Origin of the sequence: Paraburkholderia sp. 31.1 (genome assembly GCF_014397645.1) — a bacterium.
Lineage (GTDB): Bacteria > Pseudomonadota > Gammaproteobacteria > Burkholderiales > Burkholderiaceae > Paraburkholderia > Paraburkholderia tuberum.
The window spans coordinates 54935-77774 of sequence record NZ_VZQN01000007.1 but is presented as its reverse complement, the minus strand read 5'-3'; the positions used below and the strand labels follow the sequence as shown (position 1 = coordinate 77774).

Annotated in this window: 15 protein-coding genes and 2 pseudogenes; 11 read left to right on the top strand and 6 right to left on the bottom strand. The window is 62.7% G+C overall.

The window, feature by feature from the left end; genetic code table 11:
- Window positions 1–117 precede the first annotated feature (117 nt).
- The 5 genes from F6X37_RS06605 (at window position 118) to F6X37_RS06585 (ending at window position 7671) form a co-directional block, all read left to right on the top strand.
- Complete coding sequence (locus tag F6X37_RS06605; protein WP_090806625.1) at window positions 118–858, top strand: FadR/GntR family transcriptional regulator; 741 nt, start codon at window positions 118–120, stop codon at window positions 856–858.
- A 465-nt stretch (window positions 859–1323) separates the two neighbouring features.
- On the top strand, window positions 1324–2628 hold the full coding sequence (locus F6X37_RS06600; protein WP_090806627.1) for an ATP-grasp domain-containing protein: 1305 nt from the start codon (window positions 1324–1326) through the stop codon (window positions 2626–2628).
- A gap of 10 nt (window positions 2629–2638) precedes the next feature.
- Window positions 2639–5338, top strand: a complete 2700-nt coding sequence (locus tag F6X37_RS06595; RefSeq protein WP_187610741.1) for a CoA-binding protein — start codon at window positions 2639–2641, stop codon at window positions 5336–5338.
- 198 nt (window positions 5339–5536) lie between these two features.
- Entirely contained in the window at window positions 5537–6835 is a 1299-nt protein-coding gene (locus F6X37_RS06590; RefSeq protein WP_184066240.1) for an MFS transporter, read from the top strand.
- Window positions 6836–6888: 53 nt separating this feature from the next.
- Window positions 6889–7671, top strand: coding sequence for a substrate-binding domain-containing protein (locus F6X37_RS06585; RefSeq protein WP_187610810.1), 783 nt, complete (start codon window positions 6889–6891; stop codon window positions 7669–7671).
- A gap of 40 nt (window positions 7672–7711) precedes the next feature.
- Here the strand turns inward: F6X37_RS06585 and dctA are convergent, their stop codons facing one another.
- Window positions 7712–9034, bottom strand: a complete 1323-nt coding sequence (gene dctA, locus F6X37_RS06580) for a C4-dicarboxylate transporter DctA (protein WP_187610740.1) — start codon at window positions 9032–9034, stop codon at window positions 7712–7714.
- Window positions 9031–9999: a LysR family transcriptional regulator gene (locus F6X37_RS06575; RefSeq protein WP_187610739.1), complete on the bottom strand. Its 969-nt coding sequence runs from the start codon at window positions 9997–9999 to the stop codon at window positions 9031–9033. Before F6X37_RS06575 ends, dctA begins: the two co-directional genes overlap by 4 nt.
- 841 nt (window positions 10000–10840) lie before the next feature.
- Between F6X37_RS06575 and F6X37_RS06570 the strand changes: the two genes are divergently transcribed.
- Entirely contained in the window at window positions 10841–12988 is a 2148-nt protein-coding gene (locus F6X37_RS06570) for a molybdopterin-dependent oxidoreductase (RefSeq protein ID WP_187610738.1), read from the top strand.
- Window positions 12989–13374: 386 nt separating this feature from the next.
- The gene (locus F6X37_RS06565; protein WP_187610737.1) at window positions 13375–13686 is read left to right on the top strand and encodes a hypothetical protein; all 312 of its coding nucleotides are present in this window, start codon (window positions 13375–13377) and stop codon (window positions 13684–13686) included.
- 6 nt (window positions 13687–13692) lie between these two features.
- Here the strand turns inward: F6X37_RS06565 and F6X37_RS06560 are convergent, their stop codons facing one another.
- From F6X37_RS06560 to F6X37_RS36715, 4 genes and pseudogenes are all read right to left on the bottom strand, one after another.
- The gene (locus tag F6X37_RS06560) at window positions 13693–14586 is read right to left on the bottom strand and encodes a methyltransferase (protein WP_222944776.1); all 894 of its coding nucleotides are present in this window, start codon (window positions 14584–14586) and stop codon (window positions 13693–13695) included.
- Window positions 14587–14859: 273 nt separating this feature from the next.
- The gene (locus tag F6X37_RS06555) at window positions 14860–15531 is read right to left on the bottom strand and encodes a SagB/ThcOx family dehydrogenase (RefSeq protein WP_187610736.1); all 672 of its coding nucleotides are present in this window, start codon (window positions 15529–15531) and stop codon (window positions 14860–14862) included.
- A gap of 157 nt (window positions 15532–15688) precedes the next feature.
- Window positions 15689–15885, bottom strand: a pseudogene (locus F6X37_RS36720) (MFS transporter); the annotation flags it as partial.
- Window positions 15883–16026: pseudogene (locus F6X37_RS36715) on the bottom strand (nitrate reductase); the annotation flags it as partial. The pseudogenes F6X37_RS36720 and F6X37_RS36715, both read right to left, overlap by 3 nt.
- 181 nt (window positions 16027–16207) lie before the next feature.
- Here F6X37_RS36715 and F6X37_RS06545 point away from each other — a divergent pair.
- The 4 genes from F6X37_RS06545 to F6X37_RS06530 all read left to right on the top strand — a co-directional run bounded on the left by F6X37_RS06545 (window position 16208) and on the right by F6X37_RS06530 (window position 22764).
- Window positions 16208–17041: a class II glutamine amidotransferase gene (locus F6X37_RS06545; RefSeq protein ID WP_187610734.1), complete on the top strand. Its 834-nt coding sequence runs from the start codon at window positions 16208–16210 to the stop codon at window positions 17039–17041.
- A gap of 309 nt (window positions 17042–17350) precedes the next feature.
- Window positions 17351–18643 carry an NRAMP family divalent metal transporter gene (locus F6X37_RS06540; protein ID WP_187610733.1) on the top strand — a complete coding sequence of 431 codons (1293 nt, stop codon included), beginning with the start codon at window positions 17351–17353 and terminating at the stop codon, window positions 18641–18643.
- Between the two features lie 212 nt (window positions 18644–18855).
- Entirely contained in the window at window positions 18856–20217 is a 1362-nt protein-coding gene (locus F6X37_RS06535; protein ID WP_187610732.1) for a metallophosphoesterase family protein, read from the top strand.
- 300 nt (window positions 20218–20517) lie between these two features.
- Entirely contained in the window at window positions 20518–22764 is a 2247-nt protein-coding gene (locus F6X37_RS06530) for an EAL domain-containing protein (protein ID WP_262419826.1), read from the top strand.
- Window positions 22765–22840: the final 76 nt, after the last annotated feature.

Sequence of the window (22840 nt, the reverse complement as noted above, 5' to 3'; positions counted from 1 at the left end):
CAAGGGCAAACCCGAACTGTTCCTGCAAAATGCGCTGAAAACCTTGTCAGGCTTGCGTGGTAGACTTTGATCGCCGGTCGACAGACGACCCGGGCCATTTATCCTTCCGGCAGCAAAATGAAACAGACCGAGCCAAAGCGGCTTTACCAATTGGTCGCCGACCAGATTCGCGGCCTCATCCACGGAGGGGATTTCCCGCCGGGGTCGAGACTGCCGCCGGAGCGCGAGTTGTCGCAGCAACTGGGTGTTTCGCGCCCGTCTCTGCGCGAGGCGTTGATCGCACTGGAAATCGGCGGCAGCGTCGAGACCCGCATGGGTTCGGGCGTCTATGTGCTCGAAACCGCAAACGAACGTGAAGGGTCACTGGCTGTATTAGGCGAAAGTCCGACGGAAATCATGCAGGCCCGGGCCGTCATCGAAGGCAGCCTCGTCGTGCTCGCCAGCACGCGGCTTACGACCGGCTCTCTGGACCGGTTGCGGCGCAGCGTGGATGCGATGCATCGCCTCGCCTCTGCCGGCAAATCTCCTGTGGAACCGGACCGGCAATTCCACCTGATCATCGCGGAAACGGCCGGCAATACGGTGTTGAGCCGGTATGTGGCCGATCTGTTTGACGCAAGGCGCGATCCGATCGGGGCGAGGATTAGCGAACTCGTCGAAAATACGGCCACATGGATGGCTGCGGTCGAGGAGCACGAAAATGTTCTGCATGCACTGCAAGCAGGCGACCCTATTGCTGCAGAAGCGGCGATGCGATCGCATCTGAAATCTTCTGAAGAGCGTTGGGTCGGAAGTGACATCAAGAAAGTTGCACCCAACGATGCCGACGGTAAAGCTGGCCGCGTGCGACTGGGTTGAGTTGCGAAGTCGACCGGTGTTCCTTCAGCTCGGCCAGTTCCCTGCGCAATCCTGAACATCGCCGTGAGGCCCACCATGAAAGCAGCACTTGTCGCCACAACGTAACGGCGTTCGACGATATTGATAACCGTTGAACATCAATGCTTCAGAAAATTGCACTTCTCGTTCGGGGCGTCTTGAGCAAATATCGATGCTCAAGAACTTCATAAACGCGTCGACAGAGAACGCATCGGAGACAGGCGCGAAACGCACAACAGCGTTTCGCCGCATTCCAGTGCAACCCGGTCACGGGTGCCGCCAACGGTAGCCGATGCCGATCTCGCATGACCCACCTCGCGTTGTGAATCCTGCCGCCGCTTTCAAGCGAGTCCACGGCAGACGAGCATTTCGCGCCTTGCGCAGCGAGCTACGCGAACTCAGTACCTGCTTCAATCGTCATTGCCTTGAATTTCAGGAGACACTCATATGCAGATCACCGGAATGTTGCACGGCGCGCGCCTATTGCAATTCGTCGGATTCCCGGCCAGCGAAGTGCTGGGGCCGAGCGCCAGCGAAGAGGAGATAAAGTCGCTGATCGACCGCCACGGGCAGGTCTTTATCAAGCCGGTATTCAAGGGCGGCGTGGGCAAGAAGGGCAAGGCCGGGTTGCTCGGGCGCGCGACAGATCTCAAGACGGCGCTCGCCGAGAAAGAGCGGCTGTACTTCGCCGAGCACGTCGTGGGTCATGTGAGGGCCAAGGCGAACGGCGTCACGTTCGAAGCAGGCGTACCGGCCAAACATGAAGTCTACTTCTCGATCACCGATTCCACCCGCTTTCGCGCTCCCACCATGACGCTGTCGCACGCGGGTGGCATGGACATCGAAGAGGTCGATCCAAAGCACGTCGCAATGGTGCCCTTTGATGCATTGACCGGCCTGAAGGCGTTCGTCGTCGCGAATGCGTTGAGCGAGATCGGCGCGCCGCGCGAAATCATTTCCCCGCTCGTGCAGCAATTGCCGAAGCTCTGGGAGCTCTTTCACGACTTCGGCATGACGACGCTCGAGCTGAATCCGATCCGCATGCGCGAGGACAAGAACGGTCGGCTCACACCCGTGGCCTGCGACTTCAAGTGCGGGTTCGACCGTGACGACCCGCGCTTCTCGCGCCTCGGCCTGCCTGCTCACCTGTTCGCTGCCGACTACTCAGACTTCGAGCAGGAGATCAACCAGCTTCGCACGCACCAGGGTCAAAGCGATGTCTATGTGATCAATGACAAGGGAACGATCCTCGCGCCCACGTTCGGCGGCGGGGCCAACTCGCTCGTCACGGAGATGTTGGGCGACGCAGCCATCATCTCTTCGGATTTCGGCGGCAATCCTCCCTACGAAAAAATGAAGGAAGTGGCGCGCATCTGCTTCCGACATTGGCTGAAGCAGTCCAACGTACTGTTCATCATTGGCGGCAAGTCCAACAACACCGATATCTACGAAACACTGCGCGCGATGGCCGATGCGCTACGCGAGCACTTCAGCGAGCACGGTCCCACCCCGCTTTATGTCGTCCTTGGGCGCGGCGGTCCAAACCTTGTTCGTGGCATGTCGGCACTGCGCGACACCTGTGATTCGCTCGGCCTTCCCTATCGCCTGTTCGGCTTTGACTCCGACATCAGCGAAGTGATCCAGTACGCACGGAAGGCCGATGCGTGGATGCAATCGGGAGGACGCGCGCAGGTCGCAGCGCGCATCGGCGCGCGTCAGACGCAACCGCAGGCGGATACGGCAAAGGCGTAAGGAGATCGACATGGTCAAGCAAGGCAATAATCATTTCAGGTATTTCGTCGGCATCCAGTCGCTTGCACAAATAGTCACGCGCGAGGACCGCGTTTGTGTGCTCAACATTCTGGGAGGCGAGTCGTCGGACGTGACGCCGGTGAGCCACGCGTTTTCCGGTGGGAATATCGTATTCGGCACTGCGCCTGGCAAGCGCGGGCAGGTGCTCGTGACGCCTGCCGGCGACATCCCCGTCTATAACAACGTGCGCGAAGGCCTCGAAGCCGGGCATCGTTTCAATTGCGGCGTCGTCTATCTGCCGCCGTCGGCCGCGCGCGATGGGGTGGCCGAACTGATCCGCGTCAATCCCGATCTGCGCAAGATTTTTATCATTACGGAGAAGATCTCCGTGCACGACGCCCGGGAAATTCGCGCGATGGGCCAGCAAGCAGGCATCGACATTTTTGGCGCTAACGGGCTGGGCGTCGCGGACTCCTGGCAGCGGGTGCGCATCGGGGGTGCGCTCGGCGGCGATGATCCCGGCGCAACTTTGCGGCGGGGCTCGATCGCGATCTTTTCCAACTCGGGCGGGTTTAGCACCACCATTGCGCAATATCTGCGCATGAGCGGCTGGGGTACAACGACCGTCGTATCGAGCGGCAAGGACGTCTACATCCACTATGCGGCGCCGGAGTTCGCCTTTGCCCTCGCCAACGACGCGCGCAGCAAGGCTGCCGTACTGTACTGTGAGCCGGGCGGCTACTACGAGGCCGACGCCACATTTACGAAACCCGTCATTGCCTGCGTGGTAGGCCGCTGGAAGAGTCGTCTGACGCGCGCGGTGGGGCATGCGGGCGCAATGGCGGGCGGCGCCGACGATGCTCTTGCCAAGGAGCGTTGGTTCATGGAGAAGTTCGGCGTCGAGCGTCTTTTTACGCCGGACGATCCATGCTGCTCGGCGAAGGGCGCCGTCGTGACAAACATCGCGCACATTCCCGCCGCGCTCACCGCAGTGATGCGCGCGAACGCGACGATGCCCGACTTTGAGCCGGAAGGCAGCCTCTCGCTCAAACCGTGGTTCGGCTCGGATCAGGGGATCGAACTGCCGGACGACCTCGCCCTGCCGGTCGTGGAAGCAATCGCGCCGTACAACGAACAGATTACGCGGGCGAACAGCCAGATCGGCGCAATCCCGCCGCGCCAACCCTTGAAGGACGCTTCGGGCGCCTCGCAGATGGACGCAAAAACGCAGGTGAGCAGCCTGCACGGAGTATCCATGCTCGAAGCAGCGACGCGCTCGCTTGAGGAGAACATCTGCCTCGCGCTGTTGCGGGAGTTCGGCGGGGCAAACGACACAAAGCTCATCGACGTGGCTGTTGGCGCTGCAGTGAATCTGCACGGGACACCAGAACTGGCGGCCGCCCAGGCTTCGCGCGAGGCGGGCAATGCGCCCAATGCCGTGCTCGCGGCCGCGGCGGCGATCGTCGGGCCGAATCGCCAGCGTGCTGCGCGCGAGGCGGCAGCACTGATGATCGACGGCTTCGCGACAGCCAGGCTCACGGACGCGTTCGACGAGACCTTTGATGTCGAGGCCGTCCACACCGCGGACACTGCAGCGCTGTTCTGCGATGAACCCGATCCAGAGGCGCAAGCCATGCTGGGCGGGCTCGCCTCGCGCGGCGTAAGTTCCGCAATCATCCGATGGCTGTCGTGTGGCCCGGGCCATCCGCGCCCGGAAGCAGTACTCGCGGCGATCACGACGACACTCGCCTGGGGCCCGCTCATGCGCAAGCGGATCTCCCGCCTGACCGCAGAAAGCTTGCCGTGGTGGACAAAGCTCTTCGGCACCATGATCGGCGCCTCGGCGGACGCCTCGCGGCACGGCCCGGACGGATTTTGCGGCTTCGCCACCGAAGAATTACTCGGCGAACGCACTCTGACGGAAATCGCCTTCGCAGCGCTGCTAAACCTGAAACCGACTGTCGACGACCTTTTCGCGTTCAAGACCCTTGTCGGTTTGCTGCTCACGAACGGACCCGGCGCCATTTCGGCGCAAGGCGCAAAGGGCGCAGTATCTGCCGATGGCCCGGAAAGTCCCGAACGGGTGCAGCTAAACAAGGCTCTGGCGGGGTTCCTCACGCACACTGGATATACGCATGGCGGCAACGGCTACGAAGGCATTGCGTTCCTCAACGAGGCGTTCCGCAGCAGCGGCCTTGAAGATCCGACCGATGCTCGTCATACCGTGGACCTCGAAGCGCTCGCCCGGCGCTCCGTCGAGCGATACGCGCAGTACAAGACGCGCCAGAAGCAGTTGGGGAGCCTCGATATTGCGAAACTTCCGGGTATTAATCATCCGGTCTTCAAAGACAAGCCGGTGAACCACGACCCGCGGGAAATCTTCATCGCCAACCTTTATGAAGCCCGCGGCGAGTACAACGCGTTTCATGCGTTTTACCGTGTGCTGGTGCAGGCTTTGTTCGACGCAGGTGTCTCGCGCAATGTCTATTGCGTCAATGTCGATGCCGTGATTGCCGCGTTGCTGTTGAAGATGCTGTGGCAGCCGCTCAAGCGCGGGGAGTTCAGCGAGGCGGACCTTGAAACGGCCGCGTTCACGATCTTCCTCTATCCGCGCATGCTGGGCTGCGCTGCGGAAATTGACGATCATTTGAACCGCGGACGCAATATGGACACGCGTACGGCCGCTTCCCAGTGTCGTTTCGTGGCCTGACCGCTGGCCTCTGATGGTCGCCGCCACGCGCTGGCGCACAGCTAACGCGCGGCGGCGAAAAAGCGGCGCCGATTGATAACCATTCGACATCAATCGTTCGGAAGATTGCACTTATCGTTTGATTGGCCACGGGCCAAAATTCCCGAACAGACAAAGAGCGGAACCACCGCATATCTCGGGATTTCAGGAGACACACTGATGCACCCCTCGCCCTCTACCCTTTCGCTGGGACATTCAAAGGCCGCGGCGGTTTTCCGCGTGACGGCCGGAAATTTTCTGGAGCAGTTCGACTTCTTTCTGTTTGGCTTCTATGCAACGCAGATCGCCAACGTCTTCTTTCCGGCCGGGAGCGAATTTGCCTCGTTGATGATGACGTTCGCGGTCTTCGGTGCCGGTTTTCTGATGCGCCCGCTCGGCGCGATCGTGCTCGGCGCGTACATCGACGACGTCGGCCGCCGCAAGGGGCTCATCGTCACGCTCTCCATCATGGCGAGCGGCACCATCCTCATTGCGTTCGTGCCGGGCTACGCGACCATTGGCCTTGTAGCGCCCGCGCTTGTGCTGCTCGGGCGGCTGTTGCAGGGCTTCTCCGCGGGTGCGGAGCTGGGCGGCGTGTCGGTGTATCTCGCCGAGATGGCCACGCCCGGCCGCAAGGGCTTCTTCACGAGCTGGCAGTCCGCGAGCCAGCAGGTGGCGATCGTCGTGGCCGCGGGCCTCGGCTTCGCGCTCAACCAATCGCTGAACGCCGCTACCATCGCGGCGTGGGGATGGCGCGTGCCGTTCTTCGTCGGCTGCATGATCGTGCCGTTCCTCTTCGTGCTGCGTCGTAATCTGCAGGAAACCGAGGAGTTCAAGGCTCGCCAGCATCGCCCGAGCATGAAGGAGGTATTCACGACGCTGGTCCAGAACTGGACCGTCGTGATTGCAGGCATGATGCTGGTGGCGATGACCACCGCGAGCTTCTATCTCATCACGGTCTACGCGCCGACTTTCGGCAAGACGGTCCTGCACCTCAGCACCGCCGATAGTTTGCTTGTGACGCTGTGTGTGGCCGTGTCGAACTTCGTGTGGCTGCCGATCGGCGGAGCCCTCTCCGACAGGATCGGCCGCCGGCCGCTCCTCATCGCCATGACGGTGCTCGCCATCGCGACCGCGCACCCGGCCCTGTCGCTGCTCGCTCACGCGCCCAGCTTCCTCAACATGCTGCTCGCCCTCCTTTGGCTCTCGTTCATGTACGGCATCTATAACGGCGCGATGATCGTCGCACTGACGGAAGTGATGCCGGCGCAGGTACGCGTCGCGGGCTTCTCGCTCGCCTATAGCCTCGCGACCGCCGTATTCGGCGGTTTCACACCGGCGATCTCCACGGCGCTTATTCACATGACTGGCGACAAGGCCGCACCCGGCTACTGGATGAGCTTCGCGGCAGCGTGCGCCCTGATGGCCACGTTTGCACTCTATCGCCGCCGCGCAGCGACACTGACTCCGGCGCACTGATTCGCGTCTCGCTCCGCATGCGGCTAAACACACAATCTGACACGACTTCGATCATGAGAAATCTGTTTCTGAAACTATGCGCCGCAGCACTGGTCGCAACCTCCGCTGTTGCGGCGAACGTGCAAGCCGCCGACCTGCACGTCATGAGCTCGGGTGGCTTTACCGCAGCGTACAAGGTGCTCGGCCCGAAGTTCGCATCCGAAACGGGCAACACGCTCGACACCGCGCTTGGTCCGTCGATGGGCAAATCGCCCGAAGCGATCCCCAACCGGCTTGAGCGTGGTGAGCCCGCCGACGCCGTTATCATGGTCGGATATGCGCTTGACGAACTGATCCGGAAAGGCAAGGTCATCCCCGGATCGCGGGTCGAGCTGGCCGATTCGCGCATCGGCATGGTCGTGCGCGAAGGAGCGGTGAAACCCGATATCAGTTCGGCAGAAGGCCTTCGGCAGACCCTGCTGCATGCGAAGTCGATCGCGTACTCGGACAGCGCAAGCGGTGTCTACATTGAGCGCGAGTTGTTCAGGAAGCTCGGCATCGAGGATCAGGTCAAGCCGAAGGCGAAGATGATCCCGCGGATTCCAGTAGCCTCGGTGGTGGCGAACGGCGACTACGAAATCGGCTTCCAGCAGGTGAGCGAGTTGCTGCCCGTCAAGGGGGTGACCTTCGTCGGAAAGATTCCTGAGTCCCTGCAGTCGGTCACGCGTTTCGCCGCCGGCATTCCCGTCAGCGCACAGCATCCGAAGGAAGCGAAAGCCCTGCTCGACTACCTCGCTTCACCTGGCGTACAGGCAGACGTCAAATCGACAGGGCTGGATACCGTCTCCGCTCATTGACGCAAACCTGAATGAAGGCTTGCCTCAGGCGGCCTTCCTGTCACATCCCCGAGGTATCTCTCGAGGTATCTCTCGCGGGATCCCCCGCACCGTCCGCGCCGCCTGGCGCTGCCGCCCCGAGCATTCGCGCAAGACGCGTACGATCGCAAGCACCCTCCCACATCGAAACGAAGATCACCGCGCAGGCGTTGCTGATCACGCTCGTCAGGGCGCGCGCCTCGGACATGAAGCGGTCGATGCCCACCAGTAGCGCCACCCCGGCGACGGGCAGATCGGGAATCACCGTCAGCGTCGCGACGAGCGCCACTAATCCGCTGCCCGACACACCCGCCGCCCCCTTGGACGTGAGCAACATAACGGCGAGCATCATCGCGATCTGCGGCGCGGAAAGCGGCACGTCGCACGCCTGCGCGATGAACATCGAGGCGAGCGTCAGATAGATCGCGGTGCCGTCGAGATTGAACGAGTAGCCTGCGGGCAGCACAAGCCCCACCACGCCCTTGTCGCAGCCGAGCGCCTCAAGCTTCGCGATCAGGCGCGGCAGTACCGGCTCCGTCGACGATGTCGCGAGAACGATGAGCAACTCCTCGCGCATGTAGCGCAAGAGCCGCCAAAGTGCGAAGCCGTGCAGCCGCGCGAGCGGAGCGAGCACCAGCGCAATGAACAGCAGGCATGCCACGTAGAAGGACACCATCAACATCCCGAGCGATCCGACCGAGCGGATGCCGAAGCGGCCCACCGTGAAAGCCATCGCGCCGAATGCCCCGAGCGGAGCGAGTCGCATGATCATCGCGAGGATGCGGAACAGAGCCTGGGCAATGCCGTCGATGAGCGCGAGCACCGGCCTGCCCGCCTCCGGACAGGAATTTAGCGCAAAGCCGAAGAGCAGCGAGAGCAGCAGCACCGGCAGCACCTCGCCCTTGTCGAAGGCGCCAAGCATCGTCTCGGGGATGACGCTCAGCGCAAATGCGACAAGGCCGCCCGGCTGCGCGTGCTTCGCATATTGCGCGAGGATGCTCGCGTCCAGATGGTTAGCGTCGATGTGCATGCCCGCGCCGGGTCGCAGCACGAAGGCCGTTACGAGTCCGAGCGCAAGCGCCACGGCTGTCAAAAAATAGAAGAATCCCAGCGCCTGAAAAATTGTGCGCCCGATGGCCTTCCCGCTCGCAAGCGACGTGATCCCCGAGACGATCGTGCAGAAAACGATCGGCGCAATCATCATCCTCACGAGGCCGATGAACCCATCGCTCAAGGGCTTGAGCAGCGGGCTCGCTTGCGACAAGAAGTGACCGAGCGCCATGCCGAGCATCATGCCCAGCAAAACCTGCAGATAGAGCGAACGAAGCGGTCTTGCCAACCTCATGATGCGGTTTTCCTGCCTGGCCGCTCTTTTGGAGACGTGTTATTGCCCACGGCATCGCTGGATGCGACGCCGCCGCGCTTCATCTCGACAATCGTTCTGTGAAACTCCTCCGCAGCCGGTGTAAGTGGACGTCCGCGGCGTCTCACGATTCCCACGCGCCGCTTCACCACCGGTTCGACGAGCGGCACGCTCGTGAGGATGGGGTGATCGCGCCCGGGCATGGCCATCGACGGCACTGCGGCGACACCGAGCCCCGCTTCGATTAAACCGAGCATGGTCGTTACGTGACGCGTCTCGCAGACGCTCGGCGCACGCGGCGCCACGGCCGACAGCGCCTGATCGAGCAGCAGTCGGTTGCCGGAAGTTTTGTCCACCGAGACGTACTCGTGCTCGTAAAGCTCGTTCCAGGTCACGCGTTTTTTGCGCGCGAGCGGGTGATCACGGCGGCAGGCGGCCACGAAGCGCTCCTGCAGCAGAACCTTGAACTCGACCTCGGACTCCTGGCTGCCCAGAAAGCTCACGCCGAAATCCGCCTCTCCGCTGATGACGGCGCCAAGCACCTCATTCGCGCTCATATCCAGCATCTTGACCCTGATGCGCGGGAAGCGGCGATGATAGCTCGCGACGGCGCTCGGCAGGAAGTAGTAGGCCACCGAAGGCACGCAGGCGATGGTGACATGTCCCAGTCGGCTCGAAGAAACATCGCGGATGCCGAGCAACGCGACGTCGAGATCATCAAGCAGCTGCTCGGCGCTCGGCGCGAATACCCGGCCGACGGTGGTGAGCGTGACGCTGCGCGTGGTGCGCTCGAATAGACGCACGCCGAGTGCTTCCTCGAGCTTGTCGATCCGGCGGCTCAAGGCCGGCTGCGAAATGCTCACCGCCTCGGCGGCCTTGCGGAAGCTTCCCAGTTCCACTACTGCTCGAAACGCCTGCAAGTCGTTCAAGTCGAAGTTGATACCCACGAGTCATCCTCCACATCCTGGATGCGGCTATTTTGCATGAAGCAGCTCAAAGCGCCCATTGCGAACCACGCCCGTTCGCTCGGCCCTCCGGCGGTACTGCAGACGTGAGGCGCGACGGGCCGGTTTCACGGACTCAGCCGTCATTCATATGAGAGACGCGGGCATCGCCCTCTGGCCGACAACGGGCGAAAGCACGGCGCGCCAAAGTCGTGTGAGACAGCAGCAGGGCGCTAGAAAAGCGAGGCCTCTCGATGACAGTGTCGGTCGATACGCATCAACGCGACGGAGCGCTAAGCACCAGCGCCACCGCGCAGGCAGGTGCGAAAGCGGCACCAGCGCCTGACGATGACATGACGCGCGCAGAGGCCATCGCGGGAAAGTTGATCGGGAAGAGCGATAGCTTGGGCTCTCATGACGCCGGCGAGGATTGAGTTCGACAGCGCAGAGGCGCGGCCAATTGTTCAATGCCCGGCTGCACTGGCTGGTGCAGCATTGCGTCGGGTCCATACATGCACGAAATAGCCCAATATAGATCTGACCTCTCATCTTCGTGAGGGCGTGCTTCTCGCGCGACGGGCCGTCGCGAGGCCCGATGTCCCTGCCGGGGCGCGGCGTGCCGGACTTGCGGGCAGCGGCGCTCGCAACAGGTCGCCGGGCTATTTGCCAAAATGTGAACGTCGTTTATAATAGCGAATGAATGGCCGCAACCTGGCGGCTCGATCTAACGCTAGTCGTATGCGGGTGCTCTGTCATCGCGCAGGTATCCGGCACGGCTTTAACCTTTACGCCGAAAGTTGTGGGTGGTTACGAGGTGTGGGCCACACTACACAAGGAGCTCGCCGTGCCACGCGAAGCCGTCACCGCCTGCCGCATCTGCGCCGGCAACTGTTCACTGCGCTTGACCCTGGACGACGCCGGACGCGTCGTTGCCGCGCGCGGCGACCGCGACAATCCGCTCACGCGCGGCTACGCCTGCATCAAGGGTGCGTATCTGCATGAGGCGCATAACAGCGCCGAGCGGCTCCTGCACCCGCTGAAACGGCAGCCCGATGGCAGTTTCGTGCAGATGCCGCTTGACGTGATGCTGGCCGAGATCGCGGCGCAACTCCAGGCACTGATCGAGCGCCACGGCGCCGATGCGGTCGCAGCCTTTCGCGGCACCATGAACTACTCTAACCTCGCCGCCAATCATATGTTGCCCGCCTTCCTCGCGGCGCTGGGTTCGAATTCGTTTTTCTCTACAATGACCATCGACCAGTCGGCCAAATGGGTGGCATTTGAGCGACTGGGCGGCTGGGCTGCCGGCAAAGATCCGTATGCGCTCGCCGACGCGCTATTGTTCGTCGGCACCAATCCGCTGGTGTCGCTATCCACGTTCAACTTTGCATTGCAGAATCCGGTCAAGCAGCTCCACGAAGCGAAGGAGCGCGGCCTTAAGCTGGTGGTGATCGATCCACGAGAGACCGAGACCGCCCGCCATGCCGATGTCTTCCTGCAGGTGCTGCCGGGCGAGGACCCGACCGTCCTGGCTGGCCTGCTGCGCATCATTCTGTGTCGCGGCTGGCACGATGCCGAATTCTGCGCGCGCTACGTCAAGGACCTGCGACGACTGGCGCGCGCGGTCGAGCCGTTCACGCCCGAATACGTCGCCCAGCGCGCCGGCGTAAGCGTCGAAGGGCTCGAAGCCGCCGCTGCGGCCTTCGCGGAACCCGTGCGGGAGGCCGGCGGCCTGCGCCGCAAGCGTGGCTCGGCCGCGTCGGGAACCGGGCCCAACATGGCGCCGCACTCCAATCTGGCCGAGCATCTGGTCGAATGCCTCAACGTCGTGTGTGGCCGCTTCGCTCGCCCCGGCGACCCTGTACCGAACCCCGGCGTAGTCGCCCCACGCTACCAGCGCCGGGCCGAAGTGATTGCGCCACGCCGTTCCTGGGAATCCGGCTGGAAGAGCCGTGTCGGCGGCTATGGCATGCTGTTCGGCCAGAAGATGAGCGGCACGCTGGCCCAGGAAATCACTACGCCTGGCGCCGGCCAGATCCGCGCGCTGTTGGTCGACGGCGGCAATCCAGTCGATGCCGTGCCCGACCAGCGCCGTATCGCCGATGCGCTGCGCCAACTGCAACTGCTGGTATGCATCGAGCCTTTCATGACTAACACTGCGCGGCTCGCGCACTATGTGATTCCACCGAAGCTGATGTTCGAGCGCGCCGACCTGCATTCGCGCGACTACGAGTCCTACATCATGTTTCAGCCTTACGCACAATACTCGGCCGCCGTGGCGACGCCGCCGGAGGGATCCGAAGTCGTGGACGACTGGTTCGTATTCTGGGATCTGGCGCGGCGCCTGGGCAAGACCATCATATTCGACGACGTTCCGCTCGATATGCGCGCAGCGCCGACCACCGAAGAGCTGCTTGCGATCCTGGTTCGCCACGGCTCGATCTCATTTGACGAACTGAAGCTGTACCCACAAGGGAAAGTCTACGAGATCGAACCGATGATCGTGCAGCCCGGCGAGCCAGGGAACGCCGCGCGCTTCGACGTGATGCCGGACGATGTCGAGTGCGAACTGGCGGGCGTACTGAACGAAGCGGGGGCGCCGCCGGGGTTCACGCATCGCCTGGCGGTGCGGCGCGTGCGCGACGTGCAGAACACCATGTACCACCACCTGCCCGCGGTCCGCCGACGCATGCCGTTCAATCCGGCCTTTGTGCATCCCGATGACCTGGCTGCTCAAGGACTGACCGAAGGCCAGTGCGTGGCCGTTGTTTCGCCGCATGGCCGCATTCGAGCCATCGTCAAAGCGGACGCCGCACTGCGCCGAGGCGTCGTGTCCATCCCGCACGGCTGGGGACCGATGCCCGACGAGGAGCCCGAGACCTACGCCGGCGCCAATCCAAACCAGTTGCTCAGCACTACAGTTGGTCTTGATCCGATCAACGCCATGCCGGTAATGAGCGCGATGCCGGTACGCATCGAAGCGGTAGTCTGAATCGCAAGAGAGAACCCCGTTCGAATCGAACGATTTGTTTCCGAGCGCGACGATGCAGCTACCCGGCCGTCCTGCTGAATCCGCCGCTCACGACCGGACGCTCGCGCCGCTGCTGTGAGTGGCCGCAGCGGGTCGAGATGGAATGGACACCGCCCTCCCTCCGGGGAGGACCGTGCGCGTTTTCCAGCCGCACGATGGATATTCTTCGAGCCCGAACTGCGAGAACATGGCCGCGCCCCGCTCTAGCAATGATGCGCAGCGCCGGCGACACGTGGCGCGCCGCTTGCTTCGTTCACAGATGCAGGCGAGAGGGGGGTGGTTTTCCCCCAATGGGGCCGCAGATGGACGGTCGAGCTTCGGAGAGCGGGATACGAATGAGGGTGACAATGGATAGCGTGCAGTGGGAGTACGGCGATTGCGTGGTGCTGATCCGCGCACTGCGCAACTGGGTTGACCGCTACTGCCCCGCCGACTGCGCGCGGGTCAAGGCCGAGATCAGGCAGCTCATCGACATGGTGGAACGGGCCGGACCGCGCGACGCGATGTTTCACGGTCGTCTCGATGCGGCCCGCTCGCTGATCGTGCTCGGGCGACTGTCGGACGCGCTGGACTGTGTCGATACGCTACTGCGGGTCGTGCAACAAACTGAGCGCAGCCCAACGCGTCGGCCGATTACCGCCCGCGGCTGGCGCCCGTAGAACACGCTAAGGTTTGACGAATCTCAGCGTCATGCGATCCGATTCACCGATTGCGACGTAGCGCGAGCGGTCGACGTCACCGCCCGCATAGCCCGGCGGCAGCGACCATACGCCATGCGGATAATCTTTCGTATCTCGCGCGTTCGCGTTGATTTCGCTGCGTTGCGCGAGCACGAAGCCGGCCGCCTGTGCCCGGTCAATCACGAAAGCTTCAGTCACATATCCGGTTTCGATCATCTGCTGTACCGTCGAGCCGGGCCGGGCGCGATGTTCTTCCACACCAAGTTCGCCCCCGTGCTTCAGCGCGTCATGGAACGCACGCAGATTGGCATCGAGCTGCCCATCCTTGATCCAGTTGTGAATGTTGCGAAAAGTAAGCACGCGATCGAACCGCTCGTGTGCATCGAAGCCGAAAAACTGGCCCGCGTGCAATGTGCCGACCACGACGTTCCCGTAGATTGCGGGGGCGCCCGCGAGCTTACGCAAATACTCTGCATCGATTGACCGGTCTTCCGAGGCCAGGTCCGCGGACGTGCTCAGATATTGCGCTTCGTACAGGTGACCCGCGTCGTGCAGATAGGGCGCCAGAATGTCCGTGTACCACCCGCCGCCCGGCGCGATCTCCAGCACGGTTTGCGTCGGACTCAGATCGAAGAAGCGCAACGTCTGCGCCGGGTGACGATAGACGTCGCGCGCCCGCGCGGTCTGACTGCGTTGCGGATTGGCGACCGCCAGGTCGAGCGCCTTCGCCTCGGAAGCTTGCGAAGGTGTGACATGACCGCTCAGCTGTGAGGAGGAAACGCATCCGGCCATGATCGTCGCGATCACCGTCATCGCGAAACGGACAGCACGACGCTTCGAATATTCCACCAGGGTCGAGCGCACGAGAATCGGCTTCATAGGCACCACGCGGAGTTGACATGGCACACACGATACCCGCTCCTTCGAAGTTCGTGTTTGCCGCACTGCTGGCCGGTGCATCGATGTCCGCGCAGGCCGTCGCGCCGGGAAGGACCCCAGTCCTCGAGCCCGCGTGTCAGGGAGCGGGCGATGCCTTGTAGGTGTCTTCTATTGCCGTCAGCGTATCGAACGCGAGGTCCAGGTCCTGTTTGAAAGTATCGAGCACCTTTCGTTCGCGGGTGGGGCGCGTTCATTTCATTCTCGCGCAATGACTTAGACCGGAAAACCTACCGGGATCAGATAGACGACGGTCTGGGCGTGAGGCAGGCCGAGCTTGCGCGCCGCCGGAGCTCCGTCGACGGCGCCCACGGTCACCGCGACGAGCCCAAGCGAGACGACCTGGAGCAGCATGTTCTGGGTCGCGTGCCCGACCTCGAGATCGGCATACAGATTCGCTCTCCCGCCATACCTCGCGCTCAGCCGACTGGGGTCGGCGGCCACCACGAGCAAGGCCGGGGCCGCCTCGACGGACGCCTGGTTGACCGCCAGTGCTCTCAGCTCGGGGCGCAGGTCGTGGGTCGCCCGCGTCTCGGCCCGGTGGCCATCAGGCAGATAGTGCATCACCTCCGTGGGGGTCACCACGTAAAGTTCGAGCGCGTACAAAGCGCCGGCCGCCGGAGCCGCGCGCTTGCCGTCCGAGCTGGTGATGCCCTGCCCGGCCCACAGCAGTTGGCCAATGGCCTCGACCGGCAGCGGCTTTGGCGCGAATCTGCGCACGGACCTGCGCTTCTCGATGGCTTCTTCGAGGGACATCGTGCCTTTGAGGTTGGGCTTGGGCAGATCGATCTGACCGGTGAATTTCGCCTGGCTTGCCTGCGCGAGGCCGGTAGAACCCTCGGCGAGCGCGCCTGCGGCCAGCGCAACCAACAGTTCACGGCGTTTCATCGGCACCTCCATCAGCAAGAAAGCAGGCTGGCTGGCAGAGCCTGCAGCCTGCGCGAATCTCAGTGCTGCACATTTGCCGCCTCGTCTTTTGCGGGGGGAGGTCCGTCGAGCGGCAACGGCGCAGTCGACCACTCGCGCGGAGCAAACACGAACACTGCTAAGCGACGGAACCCACGACCGCTGTGCGCCGCACTTCCGACAGGTAGATCAGGATCAGCGAAACCCGGACGATCCCGTACAGGAACATGAAACAGGTGGAACGCACCCTGAAAAAATCCAGCAGGATGCCGAAGATGATCGGCAGCAGGAATCCGCCAAGGCAAGCCCGACGATCCCGGTGACGACGCCCATGGAGCGAACTATCTTGTCGTGCTGCCAGCGCTGGCGGTAAGCATCCTCCCATTGCCGGTCTTCATCCGTGACAGCACCATGACCATCCGAGAACTGGGGACGGGGGGCCGTGAAGTAACGTAACCTGTCCAGAAAGTGGCTCATGCGCGTCCTGCCTCTGTCAGATCAGGCCGGCGCAAGCTCAAAGCGATGCCCGGCACGCAAGCACCTAAACGCCATCTGGCATAGTGACAGGTACGGTGTCTGCCTCAATCGGACTTTGGTCCTACAATCGCCGCCCGCGGGTGGTGTAGGGTTGTCACGCGCAACCGACAGGAGAGCAATCATGTGCCGCTGGCTCGCTTATACCGGCAATCCGCTTCAGCTCGAAACCGTGCTGTTCAACGCCCGGCATTCGCTGATCGATCAGAGCATGCATTCCCGGCTCGGCGCCACCACCACCAATGGCGACGGTTTCGGGATCGGCTGGTACGGACATCCCACTGACATTCCGTTTCGCTACCGCTGCATCCAGCCCGCGTGGAGCGACCGCAATCTACGCGAGGCCGCGCGGGCAATCCACTCGCCGCTGTTCGTCGCGCACGTGCGCGCGGCGACCGACACGCCGTCGCAGGAAACCAACTGTCATCCGTTCCGCCACGGCCGCTGGCTGTTCGCGCACAACGGCCTGGTGCGCAACTATCCGGCGGTGCGCCGCGACCTGATGGTGAAGATCGAGCCCGATCTGTTCCCGTCCATCGAAGGCTCGACCGATTCCGAGGTGCTGTTTTTTCTCGCGCTGACCTTCGGGCTGGAGCTCGCGCCCGTCACCGCGCTCGAACGGATGGTCGGATTCGTCGAAGCCACCGGCCGCCGGCATGGCGTGGATGAACCGCTGAACATGACCGTCTGCGCGACCGACGGCGAGCAGATCATCGCGGTCCGCTACTCGAGCGAAGGACAGTCGCGCTCGCTGTTTCACAGCACGTCGTTCCGTCATCTGCGCGAGTTGTATCCCGACGACGAGCGCATCAAGACGGCCGGCGAGAATGCGTTCCTCGTGTTGTCCGAGCCGCTCGCGGACTTGCCGGGCTTTTGGGAGGAAATTCCCGAGAGCACGGCGGTGGTCGCGCGCGGCGGCGAGATTGGGCAGTATGCGTTCAAGCCGCGACTGGACTGAGCCGCGCATGGACTGAGTCGCGTCAAGCCAATCGTGCTCGAAGACTTGCCTGACGCGATCGACGAGATCCACTTGCGGACGAAGCCTCTTGCGCACCATGCGTGACGGTGTCCGCCGGCACGGCCCAAAGTTCGTTACTCCCGTTTAGAAACCCGCATTTCCGCGCACTGTCAGCGGAGGCGCCTTGCGCATCTTCGCCGGTGCGCTCGTCGAGCGCGTCCATGATGTGCAGCCTCCCGAAGCCGCGCGACGCTGGCACGAACGCCCGGGCCCGCGACTTGCTAAACGTTGCCGCGAGGTGACACATATATGAACGACGAAGAATTGATCGAGCCGGAATCCGCCGTACGCGATTCCGTGGAGCGATCCTGGATCAGACGCCTGGGCCCTGGCCTGATCACGGGCGCCGCGGACGACGATCCGTCAGGAATCGGCACCTATTCGCAGGCCGGCGCGCAGTTCGGATTCAACCTTCTTTGGGTGATCCTGATCACGTATCCATTGATGACCGCAATACAGCTGGTGAGCGCACAGATTGGCCGGGTAACCGGCAAGGGCCTCGCGTCCAACATACGCGCGCATTATCCGGCATGGCTGCTGTACGGCGCGGTCGCCCTGCTCGTCATGGCAAACGTGATCAACATCGCCGCCGATCTGTCGGCGATGGGCGCCGCGGCCGGATTGCTGCTGCCAGGTCCGCAGCACCTTTATGTCGTCGGCCTCGGGACGCTCTGCGTCGTTCTGCAGATTTTTGTCCCCTACGACAGTTATGCGCGCGTTCTGAAGTGGACCGCCCTCTCGCTTCTCGCGTACGTCGCGGTCGCATTCATCGTTCCGATCCCGTGGGGTGAAGTCGCGCGCGCCGTTGTGTTGCCGCGCATCTCGCTGACGTCGGACTATCTCACCATGGTCGTCGCGGTGCTGGGCACGACGATCAGTCCGTACCTGTTCTTCTGGCAGGCGTCGCAGGAAGTCGAAGAAATGCGCTCGGCACCGGAACAGGCGCCGTTGCGCCGCGTACCGCACCAGGCGCCCGCGCAGTTGCGAAGGATCCGTTTCGATACGTGGGTTGGCATGGGGGTGTCCAATTTCGTCGCATTCTTCATCATGTTGACGGCGGCGGCTACGCTGCATCTGCATCACATCGACGTGAAAACCTCGGCCGATGCCGCGCGCGCGCTCGAGCCGTTTGCCGGGCGCTTCGCTTACGTCCTGTTCGCGCTCGGCATCATCGGAACCGGCCTGCTCGCGCTGCCGGTCCTCGCCGGCTCGGCCGCCTACGCCGCCGCGGGCAGCTTTCGCTGGCGCAGCAGTCTCGCGTTGCATCTGACGCTCGCGCGTGAATTCTATGCGGTGATCGCACTGGCCATCCTGGGCGGTGTGGCCATCACCTTCATGCATTTCGACCCGATCCGCGCGCTGTACTGGAGCGCGGTGATCAATGGCGTTACCGCGGTGCCGATCATGGTCATCATGATGCTGATGGCGCGAAGCCGGCGGGTCATGGGACAGTTCGCCGTCAAGGGCGTGCTGGCCTGGGGAGGATGGCTCGCAACGCTCGCGATGGCGCTGGCGGCTGTGGGCGTGTTCGTGCCGTCGTAGCAGACGCGTGCCACCGCGAACCCGGCTTTCGCACGGAACAGCGGTGCGCCGCAATTCGGGCCGCACGGGTCGCGCAACGGCAAGCGGATCTGAACTTCCCCGTTTCAGGTTCGTCTGAACGGTGCATCCGGCCGGCGCCAGCGCCGTCACATGCTGACGGTTTGCCGACAACCGCGTGGCCGCTCCCGTTCGACGATCAAGGAGGATTGCAAATGCCGAAAAAGCGTTCAGATGAATCGTCAGCCGCACGCGGCAACCGCAGCGACAGGATTCTCGCCGCGCCCGTTTTCTCGCAGCCACAACCCACGCCGGACCCGCAAACTTTCGTGGTCAGGCACGCATCCGATGCCGCAGCCTACAAGGTCATCGACGAACTGAACCGCGAGCACAAGCTGAAGGCGCTGCCGTTTCCGCCACCGCGCGGCGGCACCGAGCCCCGGCTGACGTTTGCGGAGGTGGTGGACAACAACCAGAAGCTCCTCGATACGATCAGCGCGAACGGGCAGATCGTCTTTCACGCCACCGGCGATTGCGGCAGTACGAAAGGTCCGGTCACCCAGAATGAAGTTTCGGACAAGATGGTCAGCGACTTCGACGAAGCCGATCCCGCCGAGGTGCCGCAATTCAACTTCCTGCTGGGCGACATCGTCTACAGCTTTGGCGAAGCGCAGTACTACTACGATCAGTTCTATGAGCCGTACCGCAACTATCATGCGCCGATTCTCGCCGCTGCCGGCAATCACGACGGAATGGTTTCGCCGTTGCAGCACGAGAAGAGCCTGCAGGCGTTTCTGAGGAACTTCTGCTCCGACTGCTTCCAGGTCTCTCCCGATGCGGGCAATCTTTCACGGACGGCGCAAATTCAGCCAGGCGTTTTCTTCACGTTCGAGGCGCCGTTCGTGCGCATCATTGCGTTGTACAGCAATACGCTCGAGGACCCAGGCGTGATCGCGGACCGTCACATCGGCAACAGCCAGCTGAAGTTCCTGAAAGCGGCGTTATTGCGGGTGAAGAAAGAGAACTATCGAGGCGCCCTGCTTTTCGCGCATCACCATCCGCCCTATGTGGCGCGCGGCCGTCATGGCTGGAGCGTCGCAATGCAACAGCAGATCGATACTGTTTGCAATGAGGTCGGTATCTGGCCGCATGCCGACCTCGCGGGACACGCGCACAACTATCAGCGCTTTACGCGAACCCGCTCCGACGGCACCCACATCCCTTACATCGTTTGCGGGAACGGCGGTCACGCCGTACAGCGACTCACCACCAACGGACAGCCGCCCCTTCGCGCGCCGCAGCTGATCCAGGCTGCGTCGAAAGACACGGATGCCGTGGTCCTCGAAAGCTACGACGACCGCAACTTCGGCTATTTACGGCTCGTCGCCAACGCGAGGCAACTGCGTATCGAATACCATCCCGCCGTTGACGGACCCAACACGAAGACCCCCGACGATCAGGTGACCATCGATCTGGCCACCCGGCAGGTCGCTCACTACGTGGCTCGCGACTCGGGAATACCCGCTCTTGCGGAGCGCATTCGTCGGTTCGCGCAGGTCAAGCCCCACCAAGGCTGATGGGCGCGCAATCCGCCCCCGATCTCATGCGAACCGCGGTTCCCGCGCGTTTCCCCGCATTAAAGATTGGTGACTTCCTACCGTAATAATAAAAGTGAGGCCGGCTCGCAGCGTTCGAGCCGTCGCTCAACCCGGTAGTCGGAGAACAACGTGAGATTCAAAGCGGCTTCGTGCCCTAAAGAAACCAAACCGATTGAGTCCCGGGTCGATAGCGACGCACATGCCAATGGCTGGTCAGCTCGCAACCAGCAGTTTCTTTCCTATTTCCTGTCGCGGTACGGTCAACGCAGGACCATACCGTTGTCGAGTCTCTGCATTGCCGTCGTTGCCGGCGTTGGCATCGGTGCTCTTGTGCATCAGGCGGCCGGTGAAGCGGCGATTACCCTACGTGTCGCATTGTCGATGGTGTCGGGCGTTGCCGGCCTCGCGATCGTTCGTCGCAAACTCGGCCTGGATTACGCGCGGCAAAGCGCCGCCACCGCACTGGCGAGCGGGCTTCTGCACGCGAATCGCGACTGCCTGAAGGTGCTCGCTACCGACGGAAAAATGCTGCGGGTGTCGGAGCATGGCGCGATGTTGATGGAAGCGGAGTCACCGGAGCAACTGTCCGGCGCGGACTGGCTCGCATTCTGGACCGGCAAGGACCGCACGGCGGCCGAGAAGGCTTTGGCGGGCGCCGTTTCCGGCAAGAGCACATCGTTCACTGGAAGCTGCGCGACGACGAGAGGGCGTACCAGGTGGTGGAACTCCACGCTCACGCCAGTGACGGGCGACGACGGTGCGGTGAGCGCGCTGCTTTGTGCTTCCGAGGATGTCACCCAGCAATCCGAGCTGTTGAAGACACTGCGCGAACGCGATGAATTGATGCATGAGATGGAGTTGCATGTCCGGCTCGTGTTCTATTCGTATAGCTCGCATTTTGAACACTGTCATCATGTCAGCGCAGGTGTCGAAAGCGTGTTCGGCATTACGCCTCAAGAGCTTGGCAACAGGCCTTCCGCGTGGCTCGATCTCGTGGTGCCGGAGGATCTGGGACCATTGCTCGCCGAGATGAACCGCGTCGCGTCCGAGGTGGCGGAAGGTCGCGTCGAATACCGCATCCGCCGTCCGGATGGTTGCCTGCGCTGGATCAGAAGCACGGCCTATCCCGTGTGCGACGGCTCCGCGAACGTGGTGCGCATCGTCGGTGTCAGCGAAGACATCACGCTGGAACAGGAACGCCTCGCAGCGCTCGACCGTCTGGCCTACACCGATGGCCTGACGGGTTTGGCTAACCGGGGTGCGCTGATCCGCCAGATGAAGACGCTTTGCAGGCAGAACGTCGCCTTCAGTCTGATGTTCGTCGATCTCGACCGATTCAAGGTCCTGAACGATACGCTGGGCCATACGGCCGCTGACCGTCTGTTGCAGGACATCGCCAAAGTCATTCAGGGAGCGCTTGCGCCGGATGCCTGTGTAGCGCGCCTCGGCGGAGACGAGTTCGCGGTGATCGTCAGGGGCGAGAGCGACAAGGCCACGTTGGCGAGCCTGGCGCAGTCCCTGCTGAACCTGTTTTCAAGCGACGTTCGAAAAGACCACGCTGCGCCATTCGTCACGGCGTCGATCGGCATATCGATCTTTCCCGAGCACGGCCGCGATCACGAGGCGCTGCTGACGAGCGCGGATATCGCGATGTATGCGGCGAAAAAAGGCGGTCGCAACGGCTTCCGGTTTGCCGACGAAGCATCCAGCGACGTGCTCGGCGATTTCGAACTCGAGTGCAATTTGCCCACGGCGCTGGCGTCAAACCAATTCGTGCTGCATTTCCAGGGTATTCATGAGCCAGCCTCTCTGGCGGTGAAAGGCGTCGAAGCACTGGTTCGATGGAATCATCCAGCACGAGGCCTGGTGGGTCCGGGCAGCTTCATTCCGATCCTCGAAGAAAGCGGGTTCATCGTCGAAGTCGGGGCATGGGTCGTGGACGCGGCCCTCGCTCAACTGGCCGTCTGGCAGGCCGCCGGCAGGAAAGAGCTGTCCATGTCGGTGAACGTGTCCGCGCGTCAGCTCAGGGATGACTCGCTTGTCGCCATAGTCGACCAGGCGCTGCGAAAACACCGGGTGCCGCCGCGCTGCCTCCAGATCGAACTGACCGAAAGCGCGTTGATGGAAAACCCCTCGCTCGCGCAGGCAACGCTGATGGCGCTCAAGCGACTTGGCGTGCGCATCGCCATCGACGACTTCGGAACGGGATACTCGAGCCTGCGTTATCTGGCCGATTTTTCGCCGGACATCGTCAAGATCGACCGCTCGTTTACGGCAACGCTGGGACGCGACGCGGCGGCCGCCTCGATCGTTCGGGGCATCATTCAGATGTCGCACGAACTCGGCATCAAAGTGACGGCCGAAGGTGTCGAAACGAGTCAACAGTTGCATGCGCTGCGCGACGCAGGCTGCGACTACGTGCAAGGGTTCTTTTTGACGAAGCCGATGAATGCGGAGAATCTGGTTCAGTGCGAAAGCTTCGTGCCTTTGTCCGCAGCGGGAGCAACGAGCGACTGCTCCAACTGACGAACAGCTCCGCGACGACCGCGCGCAATCCGCGATTGGCGGCCTCGACCTACATACGATGACGCAGCCAACCCGG

What these genes read in the sequence shown, in the direction of transcription:
- F6X37_RS06605 (WP_090806625.1), top strand. Translation starts at nt 118, where the DNA reads ATGAAACAGACCGAGCCAAAGCGGCTTTACCAATTGGTCGCCGACCAG.
- F6X37_RS06600 (WP_090806627.1), top strand. Translation starts at nt 1,324, where the DNA reads ATGCAGATCACCGGAATGTTGCACGGCGCGCGCCTATTGCAATTCGTC.
- F6X37_RS06595 (WP_187610741.1), top strand. Translation starts at nt 2,639, where the DNA reads ATGGTCAAGCAAGGCAATAATCATTTCAGGTATTTCGTCGGCATCCAG.
- F6X37_RS06590 (WP_184066240.1), top strand. Translation starts at nt 5,537, where the DNA reads ATGCACCCCTCGCCCTCTACCCTTTCGCTGGGACATTCAAAGGCCGCG.
- F6X37_RS06585 (WP_187610810.1), top strand. Translation starts at nt 6,889, where the DNA reads ATGAGAAATCTGTTTCTGAAACTATGCGCCGCAGCACTGGTCGCAACC.
- dctA (WP_187610740.1), bottom strand. Translation starts at nt 9,034, where the DNA reads ATGAGGTTGGCAAGACCGCTTCGTTCGCTCTATCTGCAGGTTTTGCTG.
- F6X37_RS06565 (WP_187610737.1), top strand. Translation starts at nt 13,375, where the DNA reads ATGGATAGCGTGCAGTGGGAGTACGGCGATTGCGTGGTGCTGATCCGC.
- F6X37_RS06560 (WP_222944776.1), bottom strand. Translation starts at nt 14,586, where the DNA reads ATGAAGCCGATTCTCGTGCGCTCGACCCTGGTGGAATATTCGAAGCGT.
- F6X37_RS06555 (WP_187610736.1), bottom strand. Translation starts at nt 15,531, where the DNA reads ATGAAACGCCGTGAACTGTTGGTTGCGCTGGCCGCAGGCGCGCTCGCC.
- F6X37_RS06545 (WP_187610734.1), top strand. Translation starts at nt 16,208, where the DNA reads ATGTGCCGCTGGCTCGCTTATACCGGCAATCCGCTTCAGCTCGAAACC.
- F6X37_RS06540 (WP_187610733.1), top strand. Translation starts at nt 17,351, where the DNA reads ATGAACGACGAAGAATTGATCGAGCCGGAATCCGCCGTACGCGATTCC.
- F6X37_RS06535 (WP_187610732.1), top strand. Translation starts at nt 18,856, where the DNA reads ATGCCGAAAAAGCGTTCAGATGAATCGTCAGCCGCACGCGGCAACCGC.